The organism is Arthrobacter sp. M71 S08 (assembly GCF_059089725.1).
The window spans coordinates 447185-469040 of the sequence record NZ_JBNHEY010000003.1 but is presented as its reverse complement, the minus strand read 5'-3'; the positions used below and the strand labels follow the sequence as shown (position 1 = coordinate 469040).

The window sequence follows — 21856 nt, the reverse complement described above, 5'->3', positions numbered from 1 at the left end:
ACCCGCGGTCCATTAGGGCAGGCGGCCCGGCCCCATCCCTGCAAACAGGGGCCGGGCCGCCGCTGTTCCCCGGCCACACAGTCCCAGCCGAGCCGACTCGAGCTTTACCAGGAAGACACATGATCAGCTCAGAAACAATTAACGACTACCTCACGAGGCTTGCCTCACGTGAACCCACGCCCGGGGGCGGCGCAGCCGCGGCCCTTCATGCGGCCCAAGCGGCGGCGCTGGTTGCGATGGTTGCCAGATACACCACCGGTGGGAAATACGAGCAGCACGCGGAACTCGTGAGAAGGGTCATCGACGCCGCCGACGCACTGGTGGCGGACGCACTGCGCCTCTCGGACGCGGATCAGCAGGCGTTCCAGGGCGTCATCGACGCGTACAAACTCCCATCCGGGACGGATGAGCTCAAGGCTGCACGGACCGCGTCCATCCAGAAGGCACTCATCCTGGCCGCTCAAGTCCCCGCGCAGCTCATCGAGCTTGCCGGCGTCATCGTGGATCTGGGCACTGAACTTTTCGATGTCGCCAACGCCAATGTCATCAGCGACATTGCGGCAGCCGCTGACGCTGCCCGTGCTGCGGCGACCACCGCCCGGGTGAACATAGACATCAACGTAGTGGCGGTCAAAGACCCCGCGGCCCGTGCCCAGCTGGCTGAGCAGACCGATGGCCTCGAGGAGAAAATCGTCCTGGCAGCAGACTCCCTCGTGGAGCGCGTACGCGAAAGGATTCTCAGTTGAGCACCGCAATCCTCTCCGGAAAAGCACTGGCAGGGTTGATTCGACAGAAGGCCGAGGATCAGGCGAGGAAGCTCGAAGCCGACGGACTGCGGCCTACGCTGGCGGTTGTCGTCGCCACCGACGACAGCTCCACGCACTGGTATGTGCGGTCCATCGAAAGGGCCGCAGAGAGTGCGGGCATCGACTGCAGGGTCGTGGACCTCGGTCATGACACCACCGGACCGGTCCTGGCATCCGTTTTGAAGGACCTCAGCGCAACCCCGTCGGTACACGGCATCATTCTCCAGACCCCTTTGCCTGAGGGCGTACGGACGGACGAGCTGGTTGGTCATATTGCGCCTGAAAAAGACATCGATGGCGCAAATCCGTTGAGCCTTGGACGCCTGGCGGTAGGCCAGCCCTCCTTCGCCCCCGCGACGGCGCGCGCAGTGGTCGAGATACTTGACCACTTCGAAATCCCTGTCGCGGGCAAGAACGTCGTCGTCGTCGGCCGTTCCGCCGTGGTTGGAAAGCCGCTGTCACTGCTGCTACTGCAGCGCGATGCTGCGGTTACGGTCTGCCACTCCCGGTCGGGTCCGTTGGAGAAGTACACCAAGAATGCCGACGTGGTGGTTGTCGCAGCAGGCCGCGCCGGCCTGCTTAATGGTGACCACATCTCCAACGACGCGGTAGTGATCGACGTCGGCACAAACGTGCTTGCCGACGGGTCCCTCGTGGGTGACGTCGACGATGCGAGCGTGCGCGGCACTGCCGCAGCGCTTACCCCCGTCCCGGGTGGCGTCGGTTCAGTCACTACGTCGCTGCTCCTCCTGCACACCACGGATGCCGCGCGGGAGCAGTCAAACGCATTGGTACGGGGTACCGTCGGGTGATCCAAGGCGGGCACAACTGCTATCCGGTTGAACCCGTCGTCGTCTCCGTCGACGGGGCGGATGCGCCCGAACGTCAGGCCTTTGTCACCGCGCTGAGGAAGGCGCTGGGTTACACCTACGAGGTGCGGACGGTGGACGACCAGGATGAGCTGCATGTGCCCGGAGAATGCCCCGACATGGTCTTCGAATCCGAACCCGCTGAAGGCCGGCACCGCGCGCTGCAGATACTCCTCGGATCCTACGGGGAACCCGCGGCAGCCGGTACTCAGATCACGGTAAGGGACCCTCTGCACCCGGACGCAGCCCTGCGCACTGCCGAGGTCATGGCTTCACTGTCCGCCCTGGACGCAGTCGGCGGCCTGGGAAAACTGCCAGTCACCCCTCGGCTCCAATATTTGGAGCTGCTGGACTACCCGGACCCGGAAGCCGTATTTCAGGAGTTGTACGGGTCGTCCAGCCACCGGATCTGGCTGGACAGCTCGAACCCTGCGACGGATGCCATGGAAGGACGAAGCCGATTCAGCATCATGGCTGACGATTCCGGTAGTCGCGGGATGCGGGCACGGCACGAGAACGGTGTGACCACCGTCGAGTCAAACCTCATCACCACCCGGGTTCCCGGTCCCTTTTTCACCTGGTTGGACAGGAATTGGGGCAATGCCCTGGCTCAGTCTGCCAACCTTCCCCCCGGGCTGGGGTTCGCCCTTGGCTGGCTCGGTTATCTCGGATATGAGCTCAAGCGCGAATGTGGCGGCAACATTGTGGAGACATCGCTGCCGGATGCCTCACTGATTCATTGCAGCCGGGCTGTGGTGTTCGACCACCAGACACGGCACGTATATCTACTGACGGAAGCCGGGCAGGAAGGCCAGCAATGGTGCGAAGATGCTGCCCAACGAATCCGGTGCCTGCCTCGCACGCCGCAACCCCTCACCAACCGTTTGCCGGCCGTGCAGTTCAGCGCGGCCGACTCCTGCCAGTCCTACCTTGAGAAGATCGTTGCGTCCCAGGATGAAATCACGCAGGGGAACTCCTACGAGGTCTGCCTGACGACGCAGATCTCCAGCGACAACCACGAGAGCCTCGATTCCTGGGAGTTCTACCGTAGGCTCCGCCGGGCAAGCCCTGCTCCGTTTGCAAGCTACATACAGCTGGGGCCGGTCACCATCGCGAGTTCCTCACCGGAACGCTTCCTCAGTATCACCGCGGATGGTCGCGTCCGTGCCGAACCGATCAAGGGAACACGACGGCGTGACGCATCACCGCCGGTTGACAGGCGTCTGAAGCAGGACCTCACGACTTCGATAAAAGACAGGGCGGAGAACATCATGATCGTGGATCTGATGCGAAACGACCTGTCCCGCCATGCCGAACCGGGAACAGTGTGTGTGACACGACTCTGCGACGTGGAGACGTACGCAACAGTGCACCAGATGGTCAGCACCATTGAAGCCACGATCGCGCCTGGGCGGTCAAGGGCAGCGGTCGTGGCCGCCGCCTATCCCCCGGGCTCGATGACCGGGGCTCCGAAGATCAGCAGCATGGACATCCTCGACAGACTTGAGTCCCAACCACGCGGTCCATATTCGGGTGTGATCGGCTACTTTTCGCCCAACGGCGCAGCCGACCTATCCGTCACGATTCGCAGCGCCGTGTTTCACGGATCGACCCCGCGGGCGCAGCGGCTGACCGTGGGCATCGGCGGAGCCATCACAGCCGATTCGCATCCCGACGAGGAGCTTGCAGAAATTCATACCAAAGCCGGGGCCATCCTTGGCGTTTTAGGGACCGACTTCCCCGAATGAGCTGACGCTGTAGCCCTCCCGGATGCTACAGGACAGCCCTGATCAGATTCTCGAAATCGGTGACATGCTTGGTTGTCAGTCGAACTGCAGACTCGGCGTCTCCCTCAGCAATACACTCGAGCAGCTCAATGTGCTGGGCAATGTGCTCGGATACCGGCGGAAGCTTCTCCAGCACCAGGCTCCAAATCCTCGTCGCGAGGTTGTCGTACCGAGTGAGGACATCTTCAAGGTGGCGGCTTCCCGTGGCCCGGTAAATTGTCCGGTGCACGCGCATATCCAGCCGCATCAGGTCCTTTTGCGCATGCAGTTCCGGCAGACGCTGCTCGACCTCCCGTGCGAATTCCTTCAGCTCCTGCCTGAGCTGCGGAGAAGCCATCCGCGCAGCACGCGATGCTGCTGCCGGCTCCAGCAGCTGGCGAATCTCGGAGATCTCAGCGAGATCAGTGATGTCCACGCCCGCGGCAAACGTGCCCCGCCGCGGATAAGCCACCACCAGGTGGTCGCTCTCGAGCCGTTTCATCGCCTCCCGGATAGGCGTCCGGCCTACACCCAGGCGCCCGGAGATGACCTCATCGTTGAGGGGCTCACCGGGTTTGATGTCAAGCACGATCAGTTCGTCGCAGAGAACCCGGTAGGCATAGTCGGCGAAGGATTCGCCGTCCTGCCTCGTAGGCAAGTACGAATCTTCCCCTGCGACCGCTAATTCGCCAATACTTGTCATCTTCGAAGTCTCCTCCTGAATACGGTGAGCCTTGACTCGAAGGCTCTACGTACATAGTATTCCCATAACTGATATATCAATACGCAACAAGCGGAATGTCACCGACTGCTCTTCTGCACGGGACAGGCACTGCGTGAAACCGGCGAAAGCCAGTTGCCCCGGAATGGAGAGCGATGAGTAACCAAACGGCCGCGAAGGTGCGGCTGGAAGTTGTCCCGTCGCCTGATCTGCTCACGCAACTTCCGGCGATATTTGATATGCGGGGTACCGTCAGTGTGACGTGCCTTCCCCACCACGGTCCCAAGCGAACTGTCGAAGCCTCGGTAGATTTGGCCAGATTGGGTTACCATGCGGTTCCCCATCTCGCCGCCCGCAGTATCGCGAGCCAGAGGGAACTGCATTCCCTGCTGACGCAGTTGCAGGATGCCGGCATCACCGAGCTGTTTCTTGTCGCGGGCGACCGGCGGACGCCCGCGGGCCCGTACTCGTGGAGCGGGCACCTCCTGGAGTCCGTGAAGGAGTTTTCCCCTGACTTTTCCGCGGGCATTGCCGGCTATCCTGAAGGTCATCCTGAGCTAAGCAAGGAGCAGCTGGCGGACAACCTCGCCAGCAAGGCGCCGATGGCATCCTCCCTCGTGACCCAGATGTGCTTCTCCGCTGAGGCAATCAGCCAGTACCTGCGCTCACTGCGCGAGAATGGCGTAGAGCTGCCCGTATGGGTTGGGGTTCCCGGTCCCGTTTCAATCAAGAAGCTGATGGCAATGGGAGCGCGCCTCGGAGTCGGCCGTTCGCTCAGACTTGCCCGTGGGACCGGCCTGGCCGGCGCCTTGTGGCGACGGGGCGACTTCCTGAACTACGACAGCGGCAGGCTGATCCGCGACGTTCACCGGAAGGTGGCAAGCGATCCCCTTTTCGCCGGCTTCCACGTCTACACATTCAATGACCTCTGGCGTCTACCCAACCTCTTGAACGGTCTGCCGCAACAGGCAACGTTGCCGCCAGGCAACACCCCCAGTCCTCTGTTTCCTGCCAAGATCTGAAGGGAAGATCTCATGGCTTCAAAAGCTCCCAAAGAAAATATCGACGAGTCGAAGCTGACTCTCACCAAACCCAAGTCCAAGGCTGTCGGCCTGCCGGCAGTCATGAACTCGCTGAAAATCTCCATGGACCAGATGGGCCCGGTGCGCAGCGTTCAAACGCTTCTGGCCGTCAACCAGATCGACGGTTTCGATTGCATGGGCTGCGCCTGGCCTGAACACGAAAAGCGCAACACAGCGGAATTCTGCGAGAACGGCGCAAAGGCGGTGGCCGAAGAAGCCACTCGCCGCCGCGTCACGCCCGAGTTCTTCGCCAAGCATTCCATCGCCGACCTCAGGACGCGTGACGACTACTGGCTGGGTCAGCAGGGCCGGCTGACGCATCCGATGCTCCTTGAGGAGCATGCAACCCATTACAGGCCGATCGAGTGGGACGACGCCTATGAACTGATCGCCCAGGAAATCAACGACATGGACCACCCGGATCAGGCGGTCTTCTACACTTCCGGCCGGACCTCAAATGAGGCAGCCTTCCTCTACCAGCTCCTCGTGCGGGGCATCGGAACCAACAACCTCCCCGATTGCTCCAATATGTGCCACGAGTCCTCGGGATCAGCGCTCGTCGAAACCATCGGCATCGGTAAAGGCTCCGTAAGCCTGCATGACCTCGAAACAGCGTCTCTGATTTTCGTGGCCGGCCAGAATCCCGGTACCAATCACCCCCGGATGCTTAGCGCGCTGGAGAAGGCCAAGAAAAACGGCGCCTTCATCATTTCCGTCAATCCGCTTCCCGAAGCCGGACTCCTTAGGTTCGAGAATCCCCAGACCGTCTCAGGCATGGTCAAGGGCACACAGTTGACCGATGATTTCCTGCAAATCCGTGCCGGCGGGGACCAGGCCCTCTTCCAGGGCCTCGGCAAGTACCTTCTCGAAGCTGAGGCCCAAGGGAGAAAGACGCCTGGGCTGTCCACAGTCCTCGACCATGACTTCATCAGGAACCACACTGTCGGCATCGAAGAGTACCTGCGGTTCCTGAGTGAAACGCAATGGGATGACATTCTGGAAGCCACCGGACTGACCCGGGAACAGATCGAAGCCGCTGGAGAACGCCTGCTTGCGTCCAACGCGACGATCGTCTGCTGGGCCATGGGCCTCACCCAGCACAAGCATTCGGTGCCCACTCTCCGGGACGTGGTCAACGTGCTGCTTCTTCAGGGGAACATAGGGAAGCCTGGAGCGGGAGTCTGCCCTGTGCGCGGCCACTCAAACGTCCAGGGCGACCGGACCATGGGCATCTTCGAGAAAATGCCCGAGAAGTTCCATGACAACCTCGACTGCCAGTTCGAATTTCTTTCACCGCGGAAACACGGCTTCGACACCGTGGCAGCGATCCGCGCCATGCGGGACGGTGAAGTGCGTGTCTTCATCGGAATGGGCGGCAACTTCGTCAGGGCGGCCCCTGATTCAGAGGTCACGGAGAAGGCTTTGGCCAATACGCGCCTGAGTGTGCAGATCTCCACGAAACTGAATCATTCCCATGTGTCCACAGGACGCCGTGCGCTGATCCTGCCCACCCTTGGCCGCACAGAGAAGGACACCCAACGGACCGGTGACCAGAGGGTGACAGTGGAAGACTCCATGAGCGCCGTCCACGCTTCACGCGGACGCATCAAACCTGCCAGTGAACACCTCCACTCAGAGGTGGCCATCGTGTGCAACCTTGCCCAGAAGCTGTTCGTGGACAGCGACAATCGTCCACGAACCAATACCCCCAAAGCCGACTGGCTGGCGATGAGGGACGACTACGCCCTCGTCCGGAAACACATCGAGGCCGTTATTGACGGATTCAACGACTTTGAGGAGCGGATCCAGCATCCCGGGGGCTTCGTGCTTCCGAACCCTCCCCGAGACGCCAGAAAGTTCGACACGGAATCGGGCAAGGCCCATTTCACCGGCAACAAGCTCGAGTTCATCAGGGTCCCCTCGGGGCGCCTGATTCTCCAGACGCTGCGCTCGCATGACCAGTACAACACCACCATCTACGGCAAGGACGATCGCTACCGCGGCATTCATGGCGGGCGCCGCGTGGTTCTCGTCAATGAGGCTGACATTGCGGAGATGGGGTTCAGGGACGGCGATCTGGTTCACCTCATATCCGAGTTCCAGGGAACCGAGCGCCGCGCGGAAAATTTCCGCATCGTCTCGTATTCGACCCCCAAGGGTTGCGCGGCGGCGTACTACCCGGAAACCAACGTGCTCGTGCCGCTCGATTCGGTCGCCGATACCAGCGGTACGCCGACCTCCAAGTCCGTCGTCGTGCGGATGGAGAAGACTGAATCCCAGTCCTGACAGGACTGGACAACGGTCCCGGGTCGGGCGCGCGCCGGGCTCATAACGATGAGCTGTCCCGCATCCCGTGAACGGTGCTTCGGTGGCCTGAGACCTGGGGAGGTATCCTCATCGAAGCATCGCTCTCGGGAGTCGGGACAGCGCGCATCAAGCCAGCCAGAAAGGTGCCGAAGTGCTCACTCACGAAACCACAGGTGGTCGCGCTGCCGGTTCGCCGCTGCACCGGGACCAGACCGCAGGGTCAGCCCCAACCTGGTCCGAAGCCCGCCGGATTGCCTTCGACTGTGCTCTTGCACTTCCACCGGTGAGCGTCCGGCTCGCGGCAGCACCAGGCCGAACACTGACCCGGGACGTCACCGCGCGGCAGGAGATACCCCACTATGCTTCCTCCGCAATGGATGGCTGGGCCGTCAACGGCAACGGCCCCTGGATACTCACTGCGCAAGGACGCACCCTGTCATCCGGCGAAGCCTGCACCATTGCCACCGGTGGACTGGTTCCATCGGGCGCTCACGCCATACTCCGCAAGGAAAGCGGACGGCTCACGCACAGCACTGAGGGCAAGCCCCTCCTGGCCCTCAATGACCAGGGGACGCCCGGCGAGCCAATGCCTGGCCAGCACATCCGCCATGCGGGAGAAGAGGCGACAGCGGGTGAGCTGTTGATCCCCATGGGTACAGTGCTGAATCCCGCGCACGTTGCCCTCGCCGCCGTTGCAGGCTACGACGAAGTACAAGTCCAGGGAAAACCGACGGTCGCGATCGTTCTAACCGGTTCAGAGGTAGTTACGTCCGGCCTTCCGGCACCGGGACGGGTCAGGGACACGTTCGGTCCTCAGCTTGAGTCGGTAATCTCCTTTCTTGGAGCCACCCCCGATACCCCACTCAGAATTGGTGATTCCTACCAGGACTGGCTGTCCGCCCTCGGAGCTTTTGATACTCCGGCCGGGCAGCGGCCGGACGTGACGATAACGACCGGCGGGACCGGCGTTTCCGAGACCGACCATTTCCGCGACGTCGTATTCGCGCTTGGCGGGCGGCTACTGCTGGACGGTATCGCCATGCGCCCCGGCCACCCCGCCGTTCTGGCAGAACTGCCCGACGGACGCATCCTCCTGGGTCTCCCCGGAAACCCCCTTGCTGCCATGATGGCACTCATCACGCTGGCAGAGCCGCTCCTGGCTGCCCTTGGCGATCGTCCCTTGAGCGCACCGGTGCAAATGACATCCGGAGCTGACATCGATCCGCTGCCAGGGCATACACGCCTCATTCCCTGCACCTTCGTCCGAGGCATGGCTGTTCCGGTTTCACATACCGGGCCGGGGATGATGCGCGGCCTTGCCCGGGCGGAGTGTGTGATGGCAGTTCCCCCCGGCGGCATCACGTCAGGCGCGCCGGTTCCCGTGCTCCCACTCCCCTGGACACAGTCGAATACGAACGTCCATCCGGGCGGACCATCTAGATAGGTCACCGGACGTCCGGAGCCTAAGCGGTGGCCGTGAACAGTCGCGCTTCAGAGTCGGTCTAGGATGAAGTGCATGGATACAAGGGTTGGACACTCCCAGCCCGTTGAGACCCGCGCATAGACAATGACAGAGGCATCATGGCCGCACATAACGAACCGGAAGTGGACTCAGACGCCCAAGTCGGAGGCGTCCAATCCGTGGATCGCGCCCTCCAGATCCTGGAAATCCTCGCCCGGGAGGGGGACGCCGGTGTCAGCGAAATCGCTGAAGAGATGGGCGTGCACAAATCCACCGTTTCCCGGCTCGTGGGATCTCTAGTGCATCGTGAACTGGTCCGGCAGAACAGCGAACGCGGCAAGTACCAGCTGGGCTTTGGGATTCTGCGATTGGCGTCGTCGATCCCCGGGAGGCTGAGCATCGTACAACAGGCCAGGGAAGTATTGGAGAGCCTGGCGGAGCAATTCAAGGAAACTGTGAACCTGGCCGTCCTGCGGTCGGGATACGCCGTGAACGTCGACCAGGCCATGGGTCCTTCCACCCTCGCGACGTACGACTGGGTAGGCAGCTTGACCCCTCTGCACGCCACGTCCAGCGGGAAGGTGCTGCTCGCTGCCGTTCCCACCGATGAGAGGGATACGATCCTCAAGAGCATCGGCCTCCCTGCCCGCACCCCGAAAACCATAACGAATCGGGCACAACTCGAGAAGGAGTTGTTGGATGTCTCGCGCCAAGGCTACGCAGTAGTCCACGAGGAATACGAGATCGGGCTGACGGCCATAGCGGTTCCCATCTATAACCATGAGGGAAATGTCATTGCGTCCGTGAGTATCTCCGGGCCTGCATTCCGATTCGCTCCTGAAGACAACCCCGGACTCATAGATGGCCTTCGCGAAGCCGGTCTGGCCATCAGTGCCAGAATGGGCTACCGACGCCAGTGAGACCGACCATAGGGCCGGGCTCACTGGCGGGTTAGCTTTCGAGTTACCGGGTTGGAACGACGTCCCCTACCGTTTCCTGAATCCAGTCATGGAAAGCGCCAATGTGGTGCTCACTGGGCACAAGCACACCGCCCTTGGCATAGACCTTCGAGCCCATGGCAGGCTGGCAACGCTCGCAGGCGTCGAAGTCCTGCTGGTTGACGCGGTGGAACAGCTCCACCGAGGCCGAGACGTCCTTGCCGCTTTCCACCACGCTGGGCAGGTACAGCCAGTCACATTCGACGATAGTGTGGTCTGCTGCCATGGGGAACATACGGTGGATGATGACGTGGTCGGGAACGAGGTTCACGAACACTGTTGGCTTGATGGTGATTGCGTAGTAGCGGCGGTCCTGGTCCTCGGCGACGCCCGGGATTACGTCCAGGCCCTCGGAGCCGTCGACGGTGAAACCTTTGACATCTTCGCCGAACTCGGCGCCGTGTCCCACGAAGTACTGCGCAGCAAGGCCGTCGGCGAACTCGGGGAGAACTTCGGTGAGTTCAGGGTGGATGGTGGCGCAGTGGTAGCACTCCATGAAGTTCTCAATGATGAGCTTCCAGTTTGCCTTGACGTCGTACTTGATCCGGCGTCCGAGGCTGAGGTTCGCCACGTCGTAGCCGTCGATAGCGTGCACGCTCCCGAGCCGCTCCTCTATAGCGCCCATGACATCGTCCTCGAACGACGGTGGCTCGTCAGCGAGGCAGACCCAGACATAACCGAGGTATTCGCGGATGTGAACCTTGGCCAGGCCGTATTCGTCGCGGTCGATGTCCGGCATCTTGGTGAGGTTAGGCGCTGCAATCAGCTTGCCTTCGAAATCATAAGTCCAGGCGTGGTAAGGGCACTGGAAGTTGCGGGCCGCTTCGCCCTGCTCCTCCATGCACAGCTTCACACCGCGGTGCCGACAGATGTTGTAGAACGCGCGGATCTGCCCTTTACGGGTGCGTGAAATCAGTACGCTTTCACGACCGACCTGCACCGTCCGCCAGGCACCGGCCTTGTCCAGGTCAGCGGACCGAATTGCACAGAACCACATCTGCTCAAAGATGCGCTCCTGCTCGGCACGGAATACCGCTTCATCCACGTAAGTCGAGCCCGGAAGGGTGGGGATAAGGCTCGGAGTGGTTACCTCAGTGGTCAATGTTCCTCCTCAGAACTGAGTTTTTTGCTTTTAGAAGCTGGTGAAAGCTGGAAAGTATGTCGCGTGGGCTAGGAGGCAACTCTGGAAGCAACCTTGGCTGCGGCTGGTTTCGCACCCGGAATGCCGATGCTCCGGCGCCACCGTGTGAACAGGCGCGGCTGGTTCATGCCAAGTACTGCCACGGGGGTGTCACCGCGGTAGTAGACGGCCAGGAAGCTGTGTTCCTGCGGGTCGCCTGCTTCAATCTCAAGCCGGTCGTAACCTGCCGAGTGCCCGGCAAACTGGATCTTCACGCCGTGCTGGTCGGACCAGAAATAAGGAGGCTTCAGGGGTTGCTGCGGGGCGTCATTGTCAATCAGCGCCTGAACTGCCAGAGCGGCGCGCTCCAGGGCTCCGGTCCAGTGCTCAACGCGCCGGTGTCTGCCCAAACCTTCATCAAACCATGCTGCACAATCTCCGACGGCGACGATGCCCGGGATATTTGTACGACCCATGGAATCGCACAGCACGCCGTCGCACAGCTCGATTCCGGAGCCTTCGAGCCACTCAACGTTGGGCTCGGCACCGATTCCGACTACAACAACGTTGGTGGGAAGCCGGCGCCCATCAGCCAGGGACAGCCCTGTTACCTCCCCATCGGCTGTATCGAACTGCTCGATCGCGACTCCACAGACCAGGCTTACCCCGTTTGAAGTGTGAAGGCTCGCCACCGCGGCACCCATGTCAGAACCCAGCTGAGCGGTGAAGGGAACCGGATTGTTGTTGATCATGGTGACGTCCATGCCGCGCGCTGCAGCCGCCGAGGCGGCTTCGGCGCCGATGAACCCGGCGCCGATAACTACCATCCGGTCGCCTGGGATCAACTTCGGCGCAAGGCGTTCCGCGTCCGCAATCGTCCGCAGGTAGAAGACGTTCTCCATACCCTCCAACGCCGGGAGCTTGCGGCACCGGGCGCCTGTGGCGATGACGATGCGGTCGGCTGCAATTGATCGTCCGTCGGCCAGGCGGATCGTCAGGCTGGCTGCATCCAGTCCCACTGCCCCTACGCCAAGAATCCAATCCGCGTCCAGTCCGTCGCCGTCCGTCTCAAGGAAAAGATCCTGAGTAGTAATGGTGCCGAGGAGGAAGTCTTTGGAAAGCGGGGGCCGGTCATACGGACGGTGATGCTCATCGCCAATGATGACCAAACGTCCGGTGAAACCTTGAGCGCGGGCGGCCCGGGCTGCGGAGAGACCAGCCAGAGAAGCCCCCACGACCACAAGAGTCTGCATATATAGTCCTTCTTTGGAATTGCTTTCCGCGCAACAATAAGCGCGATATGCAACAGAGTGACCCAGAACACCCTTGGTGTCAATATGTAACGAACGCATGACGGCAACTCTTGACATTGCATGTGACGAGGAGCACTCTGTTGCTTACCGCGCGCTCCGTTGACTCCTGCGGAACAGCTGGAGAAAGGCAGGAGCCTGCGACATCGAATCTGACCCCAACACGAAGAGGTGCAAAATGCACAAAGCCTGCCCGCTCAGTGAACTCGCTCCCGGGGAGGCGCTCAGGCTCGACACAGCTCCGCCAATCGCGGTCTTCCACACCGAGGACGGCGAGATCTTCGCCATTGACGACACCTGCACGCACCAGGACGCATCCTTGGCTGACGGCTATGTGGAGGACTGCTGGGTGGAGTGCCCCCTTCACGCATCCAGGTTCAACCTCAGCACTGGAGGTGTAGATGCGCCGCCGGCAAAGTTGCCGGTCCGCACGCACGAAGTGCAAATCGTCGACGGAAACATCATGGTTATCGAATCGGACGAAGCCCCCAACCTTCCGCCCGGTCTAACACCCCAAGGCCACGTCTAAGGCGAAAGCCCGTGACTCGCCGAGCAAAGGACCCGCCCATGGCTACAAACAGTGAAGTAAAACCCCTACCCCCCGAGGAGTTACCTGCCGACAAGGGCGGGGCTGACGCTCCCTTAAGAAACAGACCCGGAAGTACACGCCACTCCGTCCCCGCGGATGAGGCCTCCTTCGTCCTCGGCTCGGAGGACGGAGGCTCAGCGAGCGCACCGGAAACAGAGGAATATGAGCAGATCCTCGACGAGCTCCGCCATGCAAAGACCGATCAGGCGGTCGCAGTGCGCAGGAGCCGAAACCTCACTCTTGACAAGACCATCTTCGGGATCACGGGCGTCATGGCAGTCGCCTTCGTGCTTTGGGGATTTCTAGGAACAGCCAGCCTTGCTGAGACGTCCACGGCAGCCCTTGGCTGGGTAATGGAATACACCGGCTGGCTCTTCATGCTGGTGGCTTCCTTGCTCGTCGTCTTTGTCCTCTGGCTTGCTCTTGGCAAGTTCGGCAACATCCCTCTGGGCAAGGAGGGTGAAAAACCGGAGTACCGAACTGTGTCCTGGATTGCAATGTTGTTTGCTTCCGGCATGGGAATCGGACTCATGTTTTATGGTGTCGCTGAACCCCTGTACCACTACGTCTCCCCGCCGCCGGGAACGGTGGACGGAAGCACCCCCGAGGCTATCCAGGTAGCCATGGCTACATCCATCTTCCACTGGGCCCTCCACCCATGGGCGATGTATGCCATCGTGGGCATTGCCATGGCGTACGGAACCTACCGCCTCGGTCGCAAGCAACTGATCTCGACTGCCTTCACTTCGCTCTTCGGGATCAGAATGGTGGAAGGACCGATCGGGAAAATCATCAACGTCCTGGCCATCTTCGCCACTCTCTTCGGGACGGCAGCGTCTCTGGGCCTGGGCGCACTTCAGATCGGCAATGGCCTGGTCTCCAATGGCTGGGTGGGTGAAATCGGCACACCAGTGCTCGTAGTGATCATCGCCATCCTGACCGCGTGTTTCGTCGCTTCCGCCGTGTCCGGCATCAGCCGCGGCATCCAGTGGCTCTCAAACATCAACATGGTTCTGGCCTTGACTCTGGCCTTAATTGTGTTCGTTCTCGGCCCGACCCTATTCATCCTCAACCTGATACCGGCAGCTGTAGGAGACTACGCCCGCGACCTTGCGGAGATGTCTTCACGCACGGAGGCCGTAGGCGACGAGTCGCTGCGTGCCTGGATGTCAGGCTGGACCATTTTCTACTGGGCTTGGTGGATGTCCTGGACCCCGTTCGTTGGCCTGTTCATCGCCCGGATCAGCCGAGGCCGCACGATCCGCCAGTTCGTCGTCGGCGTACTACTGATCCCGAGCGTCGTCAGCGTGGTGTGGTTCAGCGTCTTCGGCGGGACAGCTTTCCAGATGCAGGGTGAGGCTGACAGGGCGGGCACTACCGGTCTGGCGACCGTGGTGGACGGAGTACCGACCGTAAGCTTCGACGGAGCACTGTTCGACCTCGTCAAGAACCTGCAGATGCCGGAATGGGCAATCATGGCCGTCATCGTCCTGGCGATGGTCCTGATCGCAAACTTCTTCGTCACAAGTGCCGACTCGGCGTCTATCGTGTTGGCTTCCTTGAGCTCCAACGGCTCCTTGGAAACACCTCGGTCCCTGGTTATCTTCTGGGGTGTGCTCACCGGGGCAGTCGCCTCCGTGATGCTCCTGGCCGGCGGTAGCGATCCCTCAGCGGCACTCTCAGGGCTTCAACGCATTACCATCGTGATCGCCCTGCCATTCGTCATAGTGATGCTGCTGCTCTGCTTCGCCCTGGCCAGGGACCTGCGCAGGGACCCGCTCTCCCTCCGTCGGCGCCTGGCCGACTCTGTGGTGGAACGGGCAATCCGCACAGGAGTGGAACAACACCGCGGCGTGCAGTTCGACCTCGTCACCAAGCACGAGTGTGCCGACAATTGCCAGGGCTCTGATTGCCCGAGCAACAACATTGTTACCGATGACACCGTGAGCGGAAAACCTCCGGTACAGAGCGAGACCCTCCGGTAGCGGATCCTGGATCTCGTAGACCGAAAGCGGCAGGTTCGAGCAATTATTGCTCGAACCTGCCGCTTTCGGTCGAATATGCCTAGTTGAAAGTCGAGGCGTCGATGACGAAGCGGTACCGCACGTCGGAAGCCAGCACACGCTCGTAGGCCTCGTTGATCTTGTCGGCCGGGATCACCTCGATCTCGGCGCCAAGGTTGTGCTCGGCGCAGAAGTCGAGCATTTCCTGGGTCTCGCGGATGCCCCCGATCATGGACCCGGCGAAGGACCGCCGGCCGCCGATCAATGCAAACGCCTGAACGGGAAGCGGCTCGGCCGGAGCACCAACGTTGACCAGCGCACCGTCGAGGCTCAGCAGTCCGAGGTAGGCGCTGATATCCAGTGACGCACTGACGGTATTGATGATCAGGTCGAAGGAACCTGCCAGGTCGGTAAACGTGTTCTCGTCGCTGGTGGCGTAGTAGGAGTCGGCGCCGAGGCGGAGGCCGTCTTCCTGTTTCTTCAGGGACTGCGATAGAACCGTCACTTCAGCACCCATGGCATGGGCAAGCTTGACGGCCATATGCCCGAGCCCGCCGAGGCCGACGACGGCAACCTTCTTCCCCGGTCCAGCACCCCAGTGCCGCAGGGGCGAGAACGTGGTGATGCCCGCGCACAGAAGAGGTGCGGCGGCGTCGAGCTCGATGCCTTCGGGAATGCGGACAACGAAGTCCTCGGTCACCACAATGCGGGTGGAGTAGCCGCCCTGCGTGATGGTGCCGTCGCGATCAACTGCGCCGTAGGTGCCAATGTTGCCGTTGAGGCAATACTGCTCTTCGCCGGCCTGGCAGTTTTTGCATTCGCGGCAGGAGTTGACCATGCAGCCAACTCCCACACGGTCGCCCACTACGTGTTTAGTGACGTTGGAGCCGACTTCGGTGACGACGCCGGCAATCTCGTGGCCGGGCGCCAACGGGAACTGCTGCGGGCCCCAGTCTCCGCGGACAGTGTGAATGTCCGAGTGGCAGATTCCCGCGAACCTGATGTCGATCAAGACGTCGTCAGGGCCGACGTCCCGGCGTTCGATGGTTGTGGGGATGAGGTCCTCTGTGGCCGACGGCGCGGTGTAGGCCGAAACAGTGGTGGGCATAGGTAACTCCTGAGTGGTCGTGCAACGTTTCAGGGCTAGGCAACGTCGACCAGTGGAGTCGTATTCCCCGCCGGTTGGGTAGGGGGGAACATCACTCCGATAGGCTCGGAGCTGAGGCCCTGATGCCAAGGAGAGACGCTACGTGACTGAAAACCAGAATTCTGCACCTGAGTTTGACCCGGATGCTTCCGGCGAACAGTCCCAGTCCGCCCTCGAGTCGTTCATCGGGCGCATCGAGGACGAAGTCGACAAACTTCAGCTGACGCGGTTCAGCCAGGAAGATGCCCTCGCGCTTGGACTGCTGCTCGTCGAACTTGCGACGGAACGGGAACTGCCGGTCGCCGTCGACATCCGCCGGGGAACGCACGTGCTGTTCCATGTGTCCCTGCCGGGCGCCACGCCGGATAACGACATCTGGGTGGAGAAGAAGTCCCGGACGGCTGAACGTTACGGCGTGCCGTCCCTCCTGGTTGGCCTGCGTGGACGCCTCGGAGGCGGCCGGATGGAGGACAACGCCTGGTTCGACGAGTCGGCCTACGCTGCACACGGGGGCGCCTTCCCGGTCTATGTGCGGGGAACGGGTCCTGTCGCAGTCGTCACGGTTTCCGGTCTTCCACAGGTAGCGGACCACGAGCTGGTGGTTGAGGCACTCACAAAGTTCAACCGGCGCAAGAAGAAGGCCGTTCCGGCGGCGTAGTCGCCGCCTCTGGTCCTGTGCGTGCCCCTAATTGGCCGCAGGCGTCAGGGAGGCGATAAGCCCTTCGATGCGCCCCCTGATCTCGTCACGGATCGGTCGGACCGACTCCACACCCTTACCCGCGGGGTCCTCGAGGACCCAATCCTCGTAGCGCTTTCCGGGGAAGTAGGGGCACTCGTCGCCGCAGCCCATGGTGATCACCACATCTGATTCCTGCACGGCCTCGGTGGTGAGGACTTTGGGTATTTCGTTGCTCATATCGATCCCGACCTCGGCCATGGCCTCGACGGCGGAAGGATTGATCTTCTCAGCCGGCTGGGACCCTGCCGAGCGCACCTCGATGGCGCCCTTCGAGAGGGTGGTGAGGAACGCTGCGGCCATCTGCGATCGGCCTGCGTTGTGGACGCAGACGAACAGGACGGAAGGCTTCTTGCTGGTTTCAGTAGTCATGGGAGCTCCTGCGGAAATCACGCGGTCAGAGTCGAAGGGGTGAAGAAGCGTTTCTGTGCCCAGAGGGCAACATAAACGAGTGCCACAAGGACCGGCACCTCGATCAGCGGTCCGACGACGCCGGCGAGCGCCTGCCCGGATGTGACACCGAAGGTGCCGATCGCCACCGCAATGGCAAGCTCGAAGTTGTTTCCGGCGGCGGTGAAGGCCAGCGTCGTCGTTCTCGCGTAACCGAGACCTAGCCACTTGCCGGTCAGCATACCGGCGGTGAAAACCACCAGGAAATAGACGAGCAGCGGCAGTGCGATGCGGGCGACGTCAAGGGGGCGGGCGGTGATGGTTTCGCCCTGGAGGGCGAAGAGCAGCGCGATCGTGAACAGCAGTCCATACAGTGCCCAGGGGCCGAGTTTGGGCAGGAGCGTGTTCTCATACCATTCCCTGCCCTTTGCCTTTTCGCCGATCGTCCGGGTCAGGAAACCTGCCAACAGTGGTATGCCCAGGAAGATCAGGACGGAGACCGTGATGGCCCAGAACGAGAAATCGGCGCTGGTTGTCGACAAACCGAGCCAGGACGGCAGGATCTGCAGGTAGAACCAGCCGAGTGCACCGAAGGCAAATACCTGGAACACGGAGTTGATGAAGACCAGCACTGCGGCTGCCTCGCGGTCGCCGCAGGCCAGGTCGTTCCAGATCATCACCATGGCAATGCAGCGGGCCAGTCCCACAATGATGAGACCGGTACGGTACTCAGGCAGGTCCGGCAGGAAGATCCACGCCAGAGCAAACATGAAAGCAGGAGCCAGGAGCCAGTTCAGTGCCAGCGACGCCGCCATGAGCTTGCGGTCGGCGATTACGCGGTGCGTTTGGTCGTAGCGGACCTTGGCCAGCACCGGATACATCATCACCAGAAGCCCGACCGCGATTGGCAGGGAGACCTCGCCGACCTTCACTGCCTCCAGTGCGGTATTGAGCCCTGGTATCAACGCACCGAGAAGGAGTCCCAGAACCATCGCGGCGATGATCCATACCGGGAGGAACCGGTCGAGGGTGGAGAGCTTGCCGACGACGGCGGCTTGCTCGCCTTCTGAGGGCAAGGGGGCAGTCTGGATGCTCACGCGGCTCCTGCGACATAGATTGATGGGAATCGATATAAATCCCACCAGCTATATCGATCGTTGTCAATCCACGGTGCATAATGGGTTCATGAACACTGCGCGAACCCTCGAGCCGACCCTGGACGTCTCCTGCTGTCTCCCGTCGGATCAGCCGGCGCTCAGTGTTGAGGATGCCCAGCAGCGAGCCGCCATGTTCAAGGCCCTCGCGGACCCCAACCGGCTCCGGTTGCTTTCCATTGTGAAGGCAGGTGAGTCAGGTGAGGCCTGTGTGTGCGACCTGACTGAGCCCCTGGACCTTGGCCAGCCGACCGTCTCCCACCACCTGAAAATCCTCGTGGAGGCCGGTCTGCTGCACCGTGAGAAGCGCGGCACCTGGGCCTACTACTCGCTTGTTCCCGGTGCGCTCGACAAGGTCGCGGGGCTCGTCACCACGCTCTGATCTCCGGGGATCAGCATCGGACGCGAGGAACATCTGTATATTTCCGGGTTGATCAGAGTGTGAAGGCAAACGCCAGAAGTCCCCCGAGTGCGACGTAGAGCGCAGCTACCGGGAACGTGGCGCGGAGCACCTTGCCCTCCTGCCCGGTGAGCCCTACCGTCGCAACCGCCGCGACAACGTTGTGCGGGCAGACGATATTGCCAACAGCGGCGCCGAACCCCTGCGCCCCAAGCAGGGGCAGCGCCGGGAGCCCGGCAGCCTGGGCGGTGGTGGCCTGCAGCTCGGTGAAGAGCACGTTGGAGGCAGTGGCGGAGCCGGTGACGAATGTCCCGAACGCTCCAACCGCAGGCGACACCAGCGGCCACGCCGCGCCGATTCCCGCAGCGGCGAAGGCGAGTTCGTTGGTCATCCCGGCATGGGACATGGTGCGCGCTATTGTGACCATGGCAATCAGCGCCACCATAACCGGCCCGAGCTGCCTGGTTGCGGTGAGGAATGAATCGCGGACCTCATGCCGTGAGGCCCCTTGCCCCACCGCCCCAGCCACAAACGCCACCGTCAGCAACATGGCCGGGTGGAACAGTGGCCGGACACTGCCGGAAAATCCTGTGCCTATTTCCCATTCCACCGTCACGTTTTCCAAAACCTCACGCAGCGGCGGAATGAGACGGGTGGCAAGAACCAGTGCCACCAGGACCAGGTAGGGGGTGGCCGCGCGCAACAGCGCCAGGCGCTCGTCCGGTCCCCCGGAGTTTACGCTGGATCCGCCGGCTTCCTGCCGCCGTCGTCGGACAAGCACGACGGCAAAAACGGCGACGCCCGCGAGGGCGCCACCGAGGGTGGGCAGTTCCGGTCCGAGGAATGTGGCTATCAGTGCGTAAGGCACAAAATACGAAACCGCTGCCAGGATGCCCCAGGTCCAGAGCCTGCGATCGCCTTTCACAGCGCGCTCGATGGTCAGCACCACCGCTGCCGTCAGAACCCCTCCCAGAATGAGGTGGTAAGGGGCTGTGGCCCTCGCAAGATCCGCCCCCGTAAACCCGACAAGAGCGGTCTGGGCCAACACCGGTGTGCCGATGGCACCGAAGGACACACCCGCGGCGTGGCCCACCAGGGCGGCAGCTACCGCAGCAATAGGCGGCATGCCTGCTGCCACCAGGAAAGGCGCAGCCAACGCCACCGGGGTGCCGAACCCGGCGGCACCTTCAAGGAACAGGGCAAAGAACCAGGCCACGACCAAGGCGCCCAGCCGTGGGTCCGGGTGAAGGCGGGTCAGGCCCACGCGCAACCGCTCGGCGGCCCCGGTCCGTTGCTGGAGATAGTGAATTCCCAAGGCCGGGCCGATGATGCCTGCCACTGTGAGTGCTATGAACGCGGCTTCGGCGACGACGCCGGCCGTTCCGGAGATGACGGTGAATTGAGCCGCCGGGCCGCCGAAGCCGAACGCCCAAACGGCGAGTACGAGGGTAATTCCCGCCGTCACCATCCCAGCCCGAGCCGCTGACCAGCCGGCGATGGTCATGAGCACCAACACCAGCAGTACCGGTGTGAGTGCTAGAAGGGTAAGCATGTCAGCCCTGGCTACCGCGCAACATCATCAGCGGTTACCTGGTTCACGGGTGTGCCTTGCTCCGCTGCCGTGAGATTGGTGATCGTCGTTGACGCGATGTTGGTCATTGCCTCATGAGTGAAGAACGCCTGATGGCCGGTAACCAATACGTTGGGGAAGGTGAGCAACCGCGAGAAGACGTCATCACGCAAGACCTGGTCGGAGAGGTCTTCGAAGAACAGGTCAGCTTCCTCCTCATAGACGTCCAGGCCCAGATAACCCAGCTTCCCCTGCTTGAGCGCGTTGATGACAGCGGCGGTATCGATCAGCATGCCCCGGCTTGTATTGATCAGCATGACGCCGTCGCGCATGGTGTCCAGCCGGGCGGAGTCTATGAAGTGGTAGGACTCCGGCGTCAGAGGCAGGTGCAGTGACACAATGTCGCTCTGCGCGAACAATTCATCAAGGGAGACATACTCCACGCCCATTGCCCGGCACTCCTCATTCGGGAAGGGATCGCTCGCGACCACCCGGCAACCGAAGCCCAGCATGATCCGCGCGAAGCAACTCCCGATCCGACCGGTCCCAACGATCCCCACTGTCTTGCCGAAGAGATCGAACCCCATCAGTCCTGCCAGCGCGAAGTTGCCTTCCCTGACCCGGTTGTAGGCCCGGTGGGTTCTGCGGTTGAGCGCCAGCACCAGGGCCGCGCAGTGCTCAGCCACCGCGTGCGGCGAGTAGCCGGGAACCCGGGTCACTGCGATACCGAGCCGTACTGCCGCCTGCAGATCCACGTGGTTGTACCCTGCCGAACGCAAGGCCGCCTGGCGGACGCCGAGGGCCGCAAGGCCCTCGAGCACGCCGGCGCTGAGATCGTCATTGACGAAAGCGCAGACCGCTTCGGCGCCCGCCGCGAGCGGAACCGTCTCCGGGGACAAACGGGGTTCGAGGAACGAGAGATGGTGCTGGTGGGCGAGATTTGCCGCTGTCAGAAACTGCTCGTCATACGGCTTTGTACTGTAAACGGCCACCCGCATGTTCTGCCTCCCCCTTCAGTCAGGATGCCCTTCACTCTAGAGTCGGGCCACCATGCGGTCCAGCGTCAGCCGGGCCGGGAGGCAAATGAGGAGTCGTGGTGTCTAAGACGTCGACGCAGACAACTCAGTCTCCAGACGTTCCACGTCAGCCCGGTGACACAACTCCGTCGGGTCGCTCTTCCTACCGAGGAGTGCACAATCGAGAAGGGCACGGCCGATGCGGCTTTCAGTGAAGCGCCAGGGACGGTTGGCGAGGTTGGAGTCGCCGAACGGGACCTGGAACAGCGCTAACAGACCGGATCGTCGACACCCTGCGCGAGCCCGGTCCGAGGTTCGCGCGTACCGCCAGGTGCATTTCGACGTCGGCGGTGATGACTTCTATATCGACCCACTAACCGACGCAAGTGAACAAACACCTCTGGCGTCGC

The 21856-nt window shown here is 62.0% G+C and carries 19 protein-coding genes; 11 read left to right on the top strand and 8 right to left on the bottom strand.

The features are described 5' to 3' along the window. The first annotated feature begins 119 nt into the window (after positions 1–119). Genes AC5RTB_RS09570 through pabB form a run of 3 tightly spaced genes read left to right on the top strand, consistent with a single transcriptional unit; the run spans position 120 to position 3423 of the window. A complete protein-coding gene (locus tag AC5RTB_RS09570) occupies positions 120–746 on the top strand; it encodes a cyclodeaminase/cyclohydrolase family protein (protein WP_494060830.1) in 627 nt (208 codons plus the stop codon). After that, positions 743–1618, top strand: a complete 876-nt coding sequence (locus tag AC5RTB_RS09565) for a bifunctional 5,10-methylenetetrahydrofolate dehydrogenase/5,10-methenyltetrahydrofolate cyclohydrolase (protein ID WP_494060829.1) — start codon at positions 743–745, stop codon at positions 1616–1618. Before AC5RTB_RS09570 ends, AC5RTB_RS09565 begins: the two co-directional genes overlap by 4 nt. Further along, the gene (gene pabB / locus AC5RTB_RS09560; RefSeq protein WP_494060828.1) at positions 1615–3423 is read left to right on the top strand and encodes an aminodeoxychorismate synthase component I; all 1809 of its coding nucleotides are present in this window, start codon (positions 1615–1617) and stop codon (positions 3421–3423) included. Before AC5RTB_RS09565 ends, pabB begins: the two co-directional genes overlap by 4 nt. Before the next feature lie 25 nt (positions 3424–3448). Here the strand turns inward: pabB and AC5RTB_RS09555 are convergent, their stop codons facing one another. Then, positions 3449–4144 carry a GntR family transcriptional regulator gene (locus AC5RTB_RS09555; protein WP_494060827.1) on the bottom strand — a complete coding sequence of 232 codons (696 nt, stop codon included), beginning with the start codon at positions 4142–4144 and terminating at the stop codon, positions 3449–3451. A 173-nt stretch (positions 4145–4317) separates the two neighbouring features. On the opposite strand from AC5RTB_RS09555, the gene AC5RTB_RS09550 reads away from it, so the two are divergent. From AC5RTB_RS09550 to AC5RTB_RS09535, 4 genes are all read left to right on the top strand, one after another. After that, complete coding sequence (locus AC5RTB_RS09550) at positions 4318–5184, top strand: methylenetetrahydrofolate reductase (protein ID WP_494060826.1); 867 nt, start codon at positions 4318–4320, stop codon at positions 5182–5184. Positions 5185–5196: 12 nt separating this feature from the next. Next, positions 5197–7530, top strand: coding sequence for an FdhF/YdeP family oxidoreductase (locus AC5RTB_RS09545; RefSeq protein WP_494060825.1), 2334 nt, complete (start codon positions 5197–5199; stop codon positions 7528–7530). A gap of 172 nt (positions 7531–7702) precedes the next feature. Beyond that, entirely contained in the window at positions 7703–8995 is a 1293-nt protein-coding gene (locus AC5RTB_RS09540) for a molybdopterin molybdotransferase MoeA (RefSeq protein ID WP_494060824.1), read from the top strand. A 137-nt stretch (positions 8996–9132) separates the two neighbouring features. Further along, on the top strand, positions 9133–9933 hold the full coding sequence (locus AC5RTB_RS09535) for an IclR family transcriptional regulator (RefSeq protein WP_494060823.1): 801 nt from the start codon (positions 9133–9135) through the stop codon (positions 9931–9933). Positions 9934–9976: 43 nt separating this feature from the next. On the opposite strand, the gene AC5RTB_RS09530 is transcribed toward AC5RTB_RS09535, so the two are convergent. Beyond that, positions 9977–11113, bottom strand: a complete 1137-nt coding sequence (locus tag AC5RTB_RS09530) for an aromatic ring-hydroxylating oxygenase subunit alpha (protein WP_494060822.1) — start codon at positions 11111–11113, stop codon at positions 9977–9979. A gap of 68 nt (positions 11114–11181) precedes the next feature. Continuing rightward, positions 11182–12384 (bottom strand): NAD(P)/FAD-dependent oxidoreductase, encoded by a 1203-nt coding sequence (locus tag AC5RTB_RS09525; protein ID WP_494060821.1) that lies wholly within the window; start codon positions 12382–12384, stop codon positions 11182–11184. 235 nt (positions 12385–12619) lie between these two features. Here AC5RTB_RS09525 and AC5RTB_RS09520 point away from each other — a divergent pair, with 235 nt between their 5' ends. Together AC5RTB_RS09520 and AC5RTB_RS09515 are read left to right on the top strand one after the other, a co-directional pair. Continuing rightward, entirely contained in the window at positions 12620–12970 is a 351-nt protein-coding gene (locus AC5RTB_RS09520; protein WP_494060820.1) for a bifunctional 3-phenylpropionate/cinnamic acid dioxygenase ferredoxin subunit, read from the top strand. A 38-nt stretch (positions 12971–13008) separates the two neighbouring features. Continuing rightward, positions 13009–15015, top strand: a complete 2007-nt coding sequence (locus AC5RTB_RS09515) for a BCCT family transporter (RefSeq protein WP_494060819.1) — start codon at positions 13009–13011, stop codon at positions 15013–15015. Between the two features lie 79 nt (positions 15016–15094). Here the strand turns inward: AC5RTB_RS09515 and AC5RTB_RS09510 are convergent, their stop codons facing one another. Further along, a complete protein-coding gene (locus AC5RTB_RS09510) occupies positions 15095–16141 on the bottom strand; it encodes an NAD(P)-dependent alcohol dehydrogenase (protein ID WP_494060818.1) in 1047 nt (348 codons plus the stop codon). Between the two features lie 142 nt (positions 16142–16283). Between AC5RTB_RS09510 and AC5RTB_RS09505 the strand changes: the two genes are divergently transcribed. Then, complete coding sequence (locus tag AC5RTB_RS09505; RefSeq protein WP_494060817.1) at positions 16284–16838, top strand: heme-degrading domain-containing protein; 555 nt, start codon at positions 16284–16286, stop codon at positions 16836–16838. 27 nt (positions 16839–16865) lie between these two features. Here the strand turns inward: AC5RTB_RS09505 and AC5RTB_RS09500 are convergent, their stop codons facing one another. Continuing rightward, positions 16866–17288 carry an arsenate reductase ArsC gene (locus AC5RTB_RS09500; RefSeq protein WP_494060816.1) on the bottom strand — a complete coding sequence of 141 codons (423 nt, stop codon included), beginning with the start codon at positions 17286–17288 and terminating at the stop codon, positions 16866–16868. 17 nt (positions 17289–17305) lie between these two features. Beyond that, the gene (arsB, locus tag AC5RTB_RS09495) at positions 17306–18397 is read right to left on the bottom strand and encodes an ACR3 family arsenite efflux transporter (protein WP_494060857.1); all 1092 of its coding nucleotides are present in this window, start codon (positions 18395–18397) and stop codon (positions 17306–17308) included. A gap of 94 nt (positions 18398–18491) precedes the next feature. Here arsB and AC5RTB_RS09490 point away from each other — a divergent pair, with 94 nt between their 5' ends. After that, positions 18492–18842, top strand: a complete 351-nt coding sequence (locus tag AC5RTB_RS09490; protein ID WP_494060815.1) for an ArsR/SmtB family transcription factor — start codon at positions 18492–18494, stop codon at positions 18840–18842. Positions 18843–18894: 52 nt separating this feature from the next. Here AC5RTB_RS09490 and AC5RTB_RS09485 read toward each other — a convergent pair whose 3' ends face one another. Both AC5RTB_RS09485 and AC5RTB_RS09480 read right to left on the bottom strand, forming a co-directional pair. Beyond that, the gene (locus AC5RTB_RS09485) at positions 18895–20412 is read right to left on the bottom strand and encodes an L-lactate permease (RefSeq protein WP_494060814.1); all 1518 of its coding nucleotides are present in this window, start codon (positions 20410–20412) and stop codon (positions 18895–18897) included. A gap of 11 nt (positions 20413–20423) precedes the next feature. After that, entirely contained in the window at positions 20424–21428 is a 1005-nt protein-coding gene (locus AC5RTB_RS09480; RefSeq protein ID WP_494060813.1) for a 2-hydroxyacid dehydrogenase, read from the bottom strand. Positions 21429–21856: the final 428 nt, after the last annotated feature.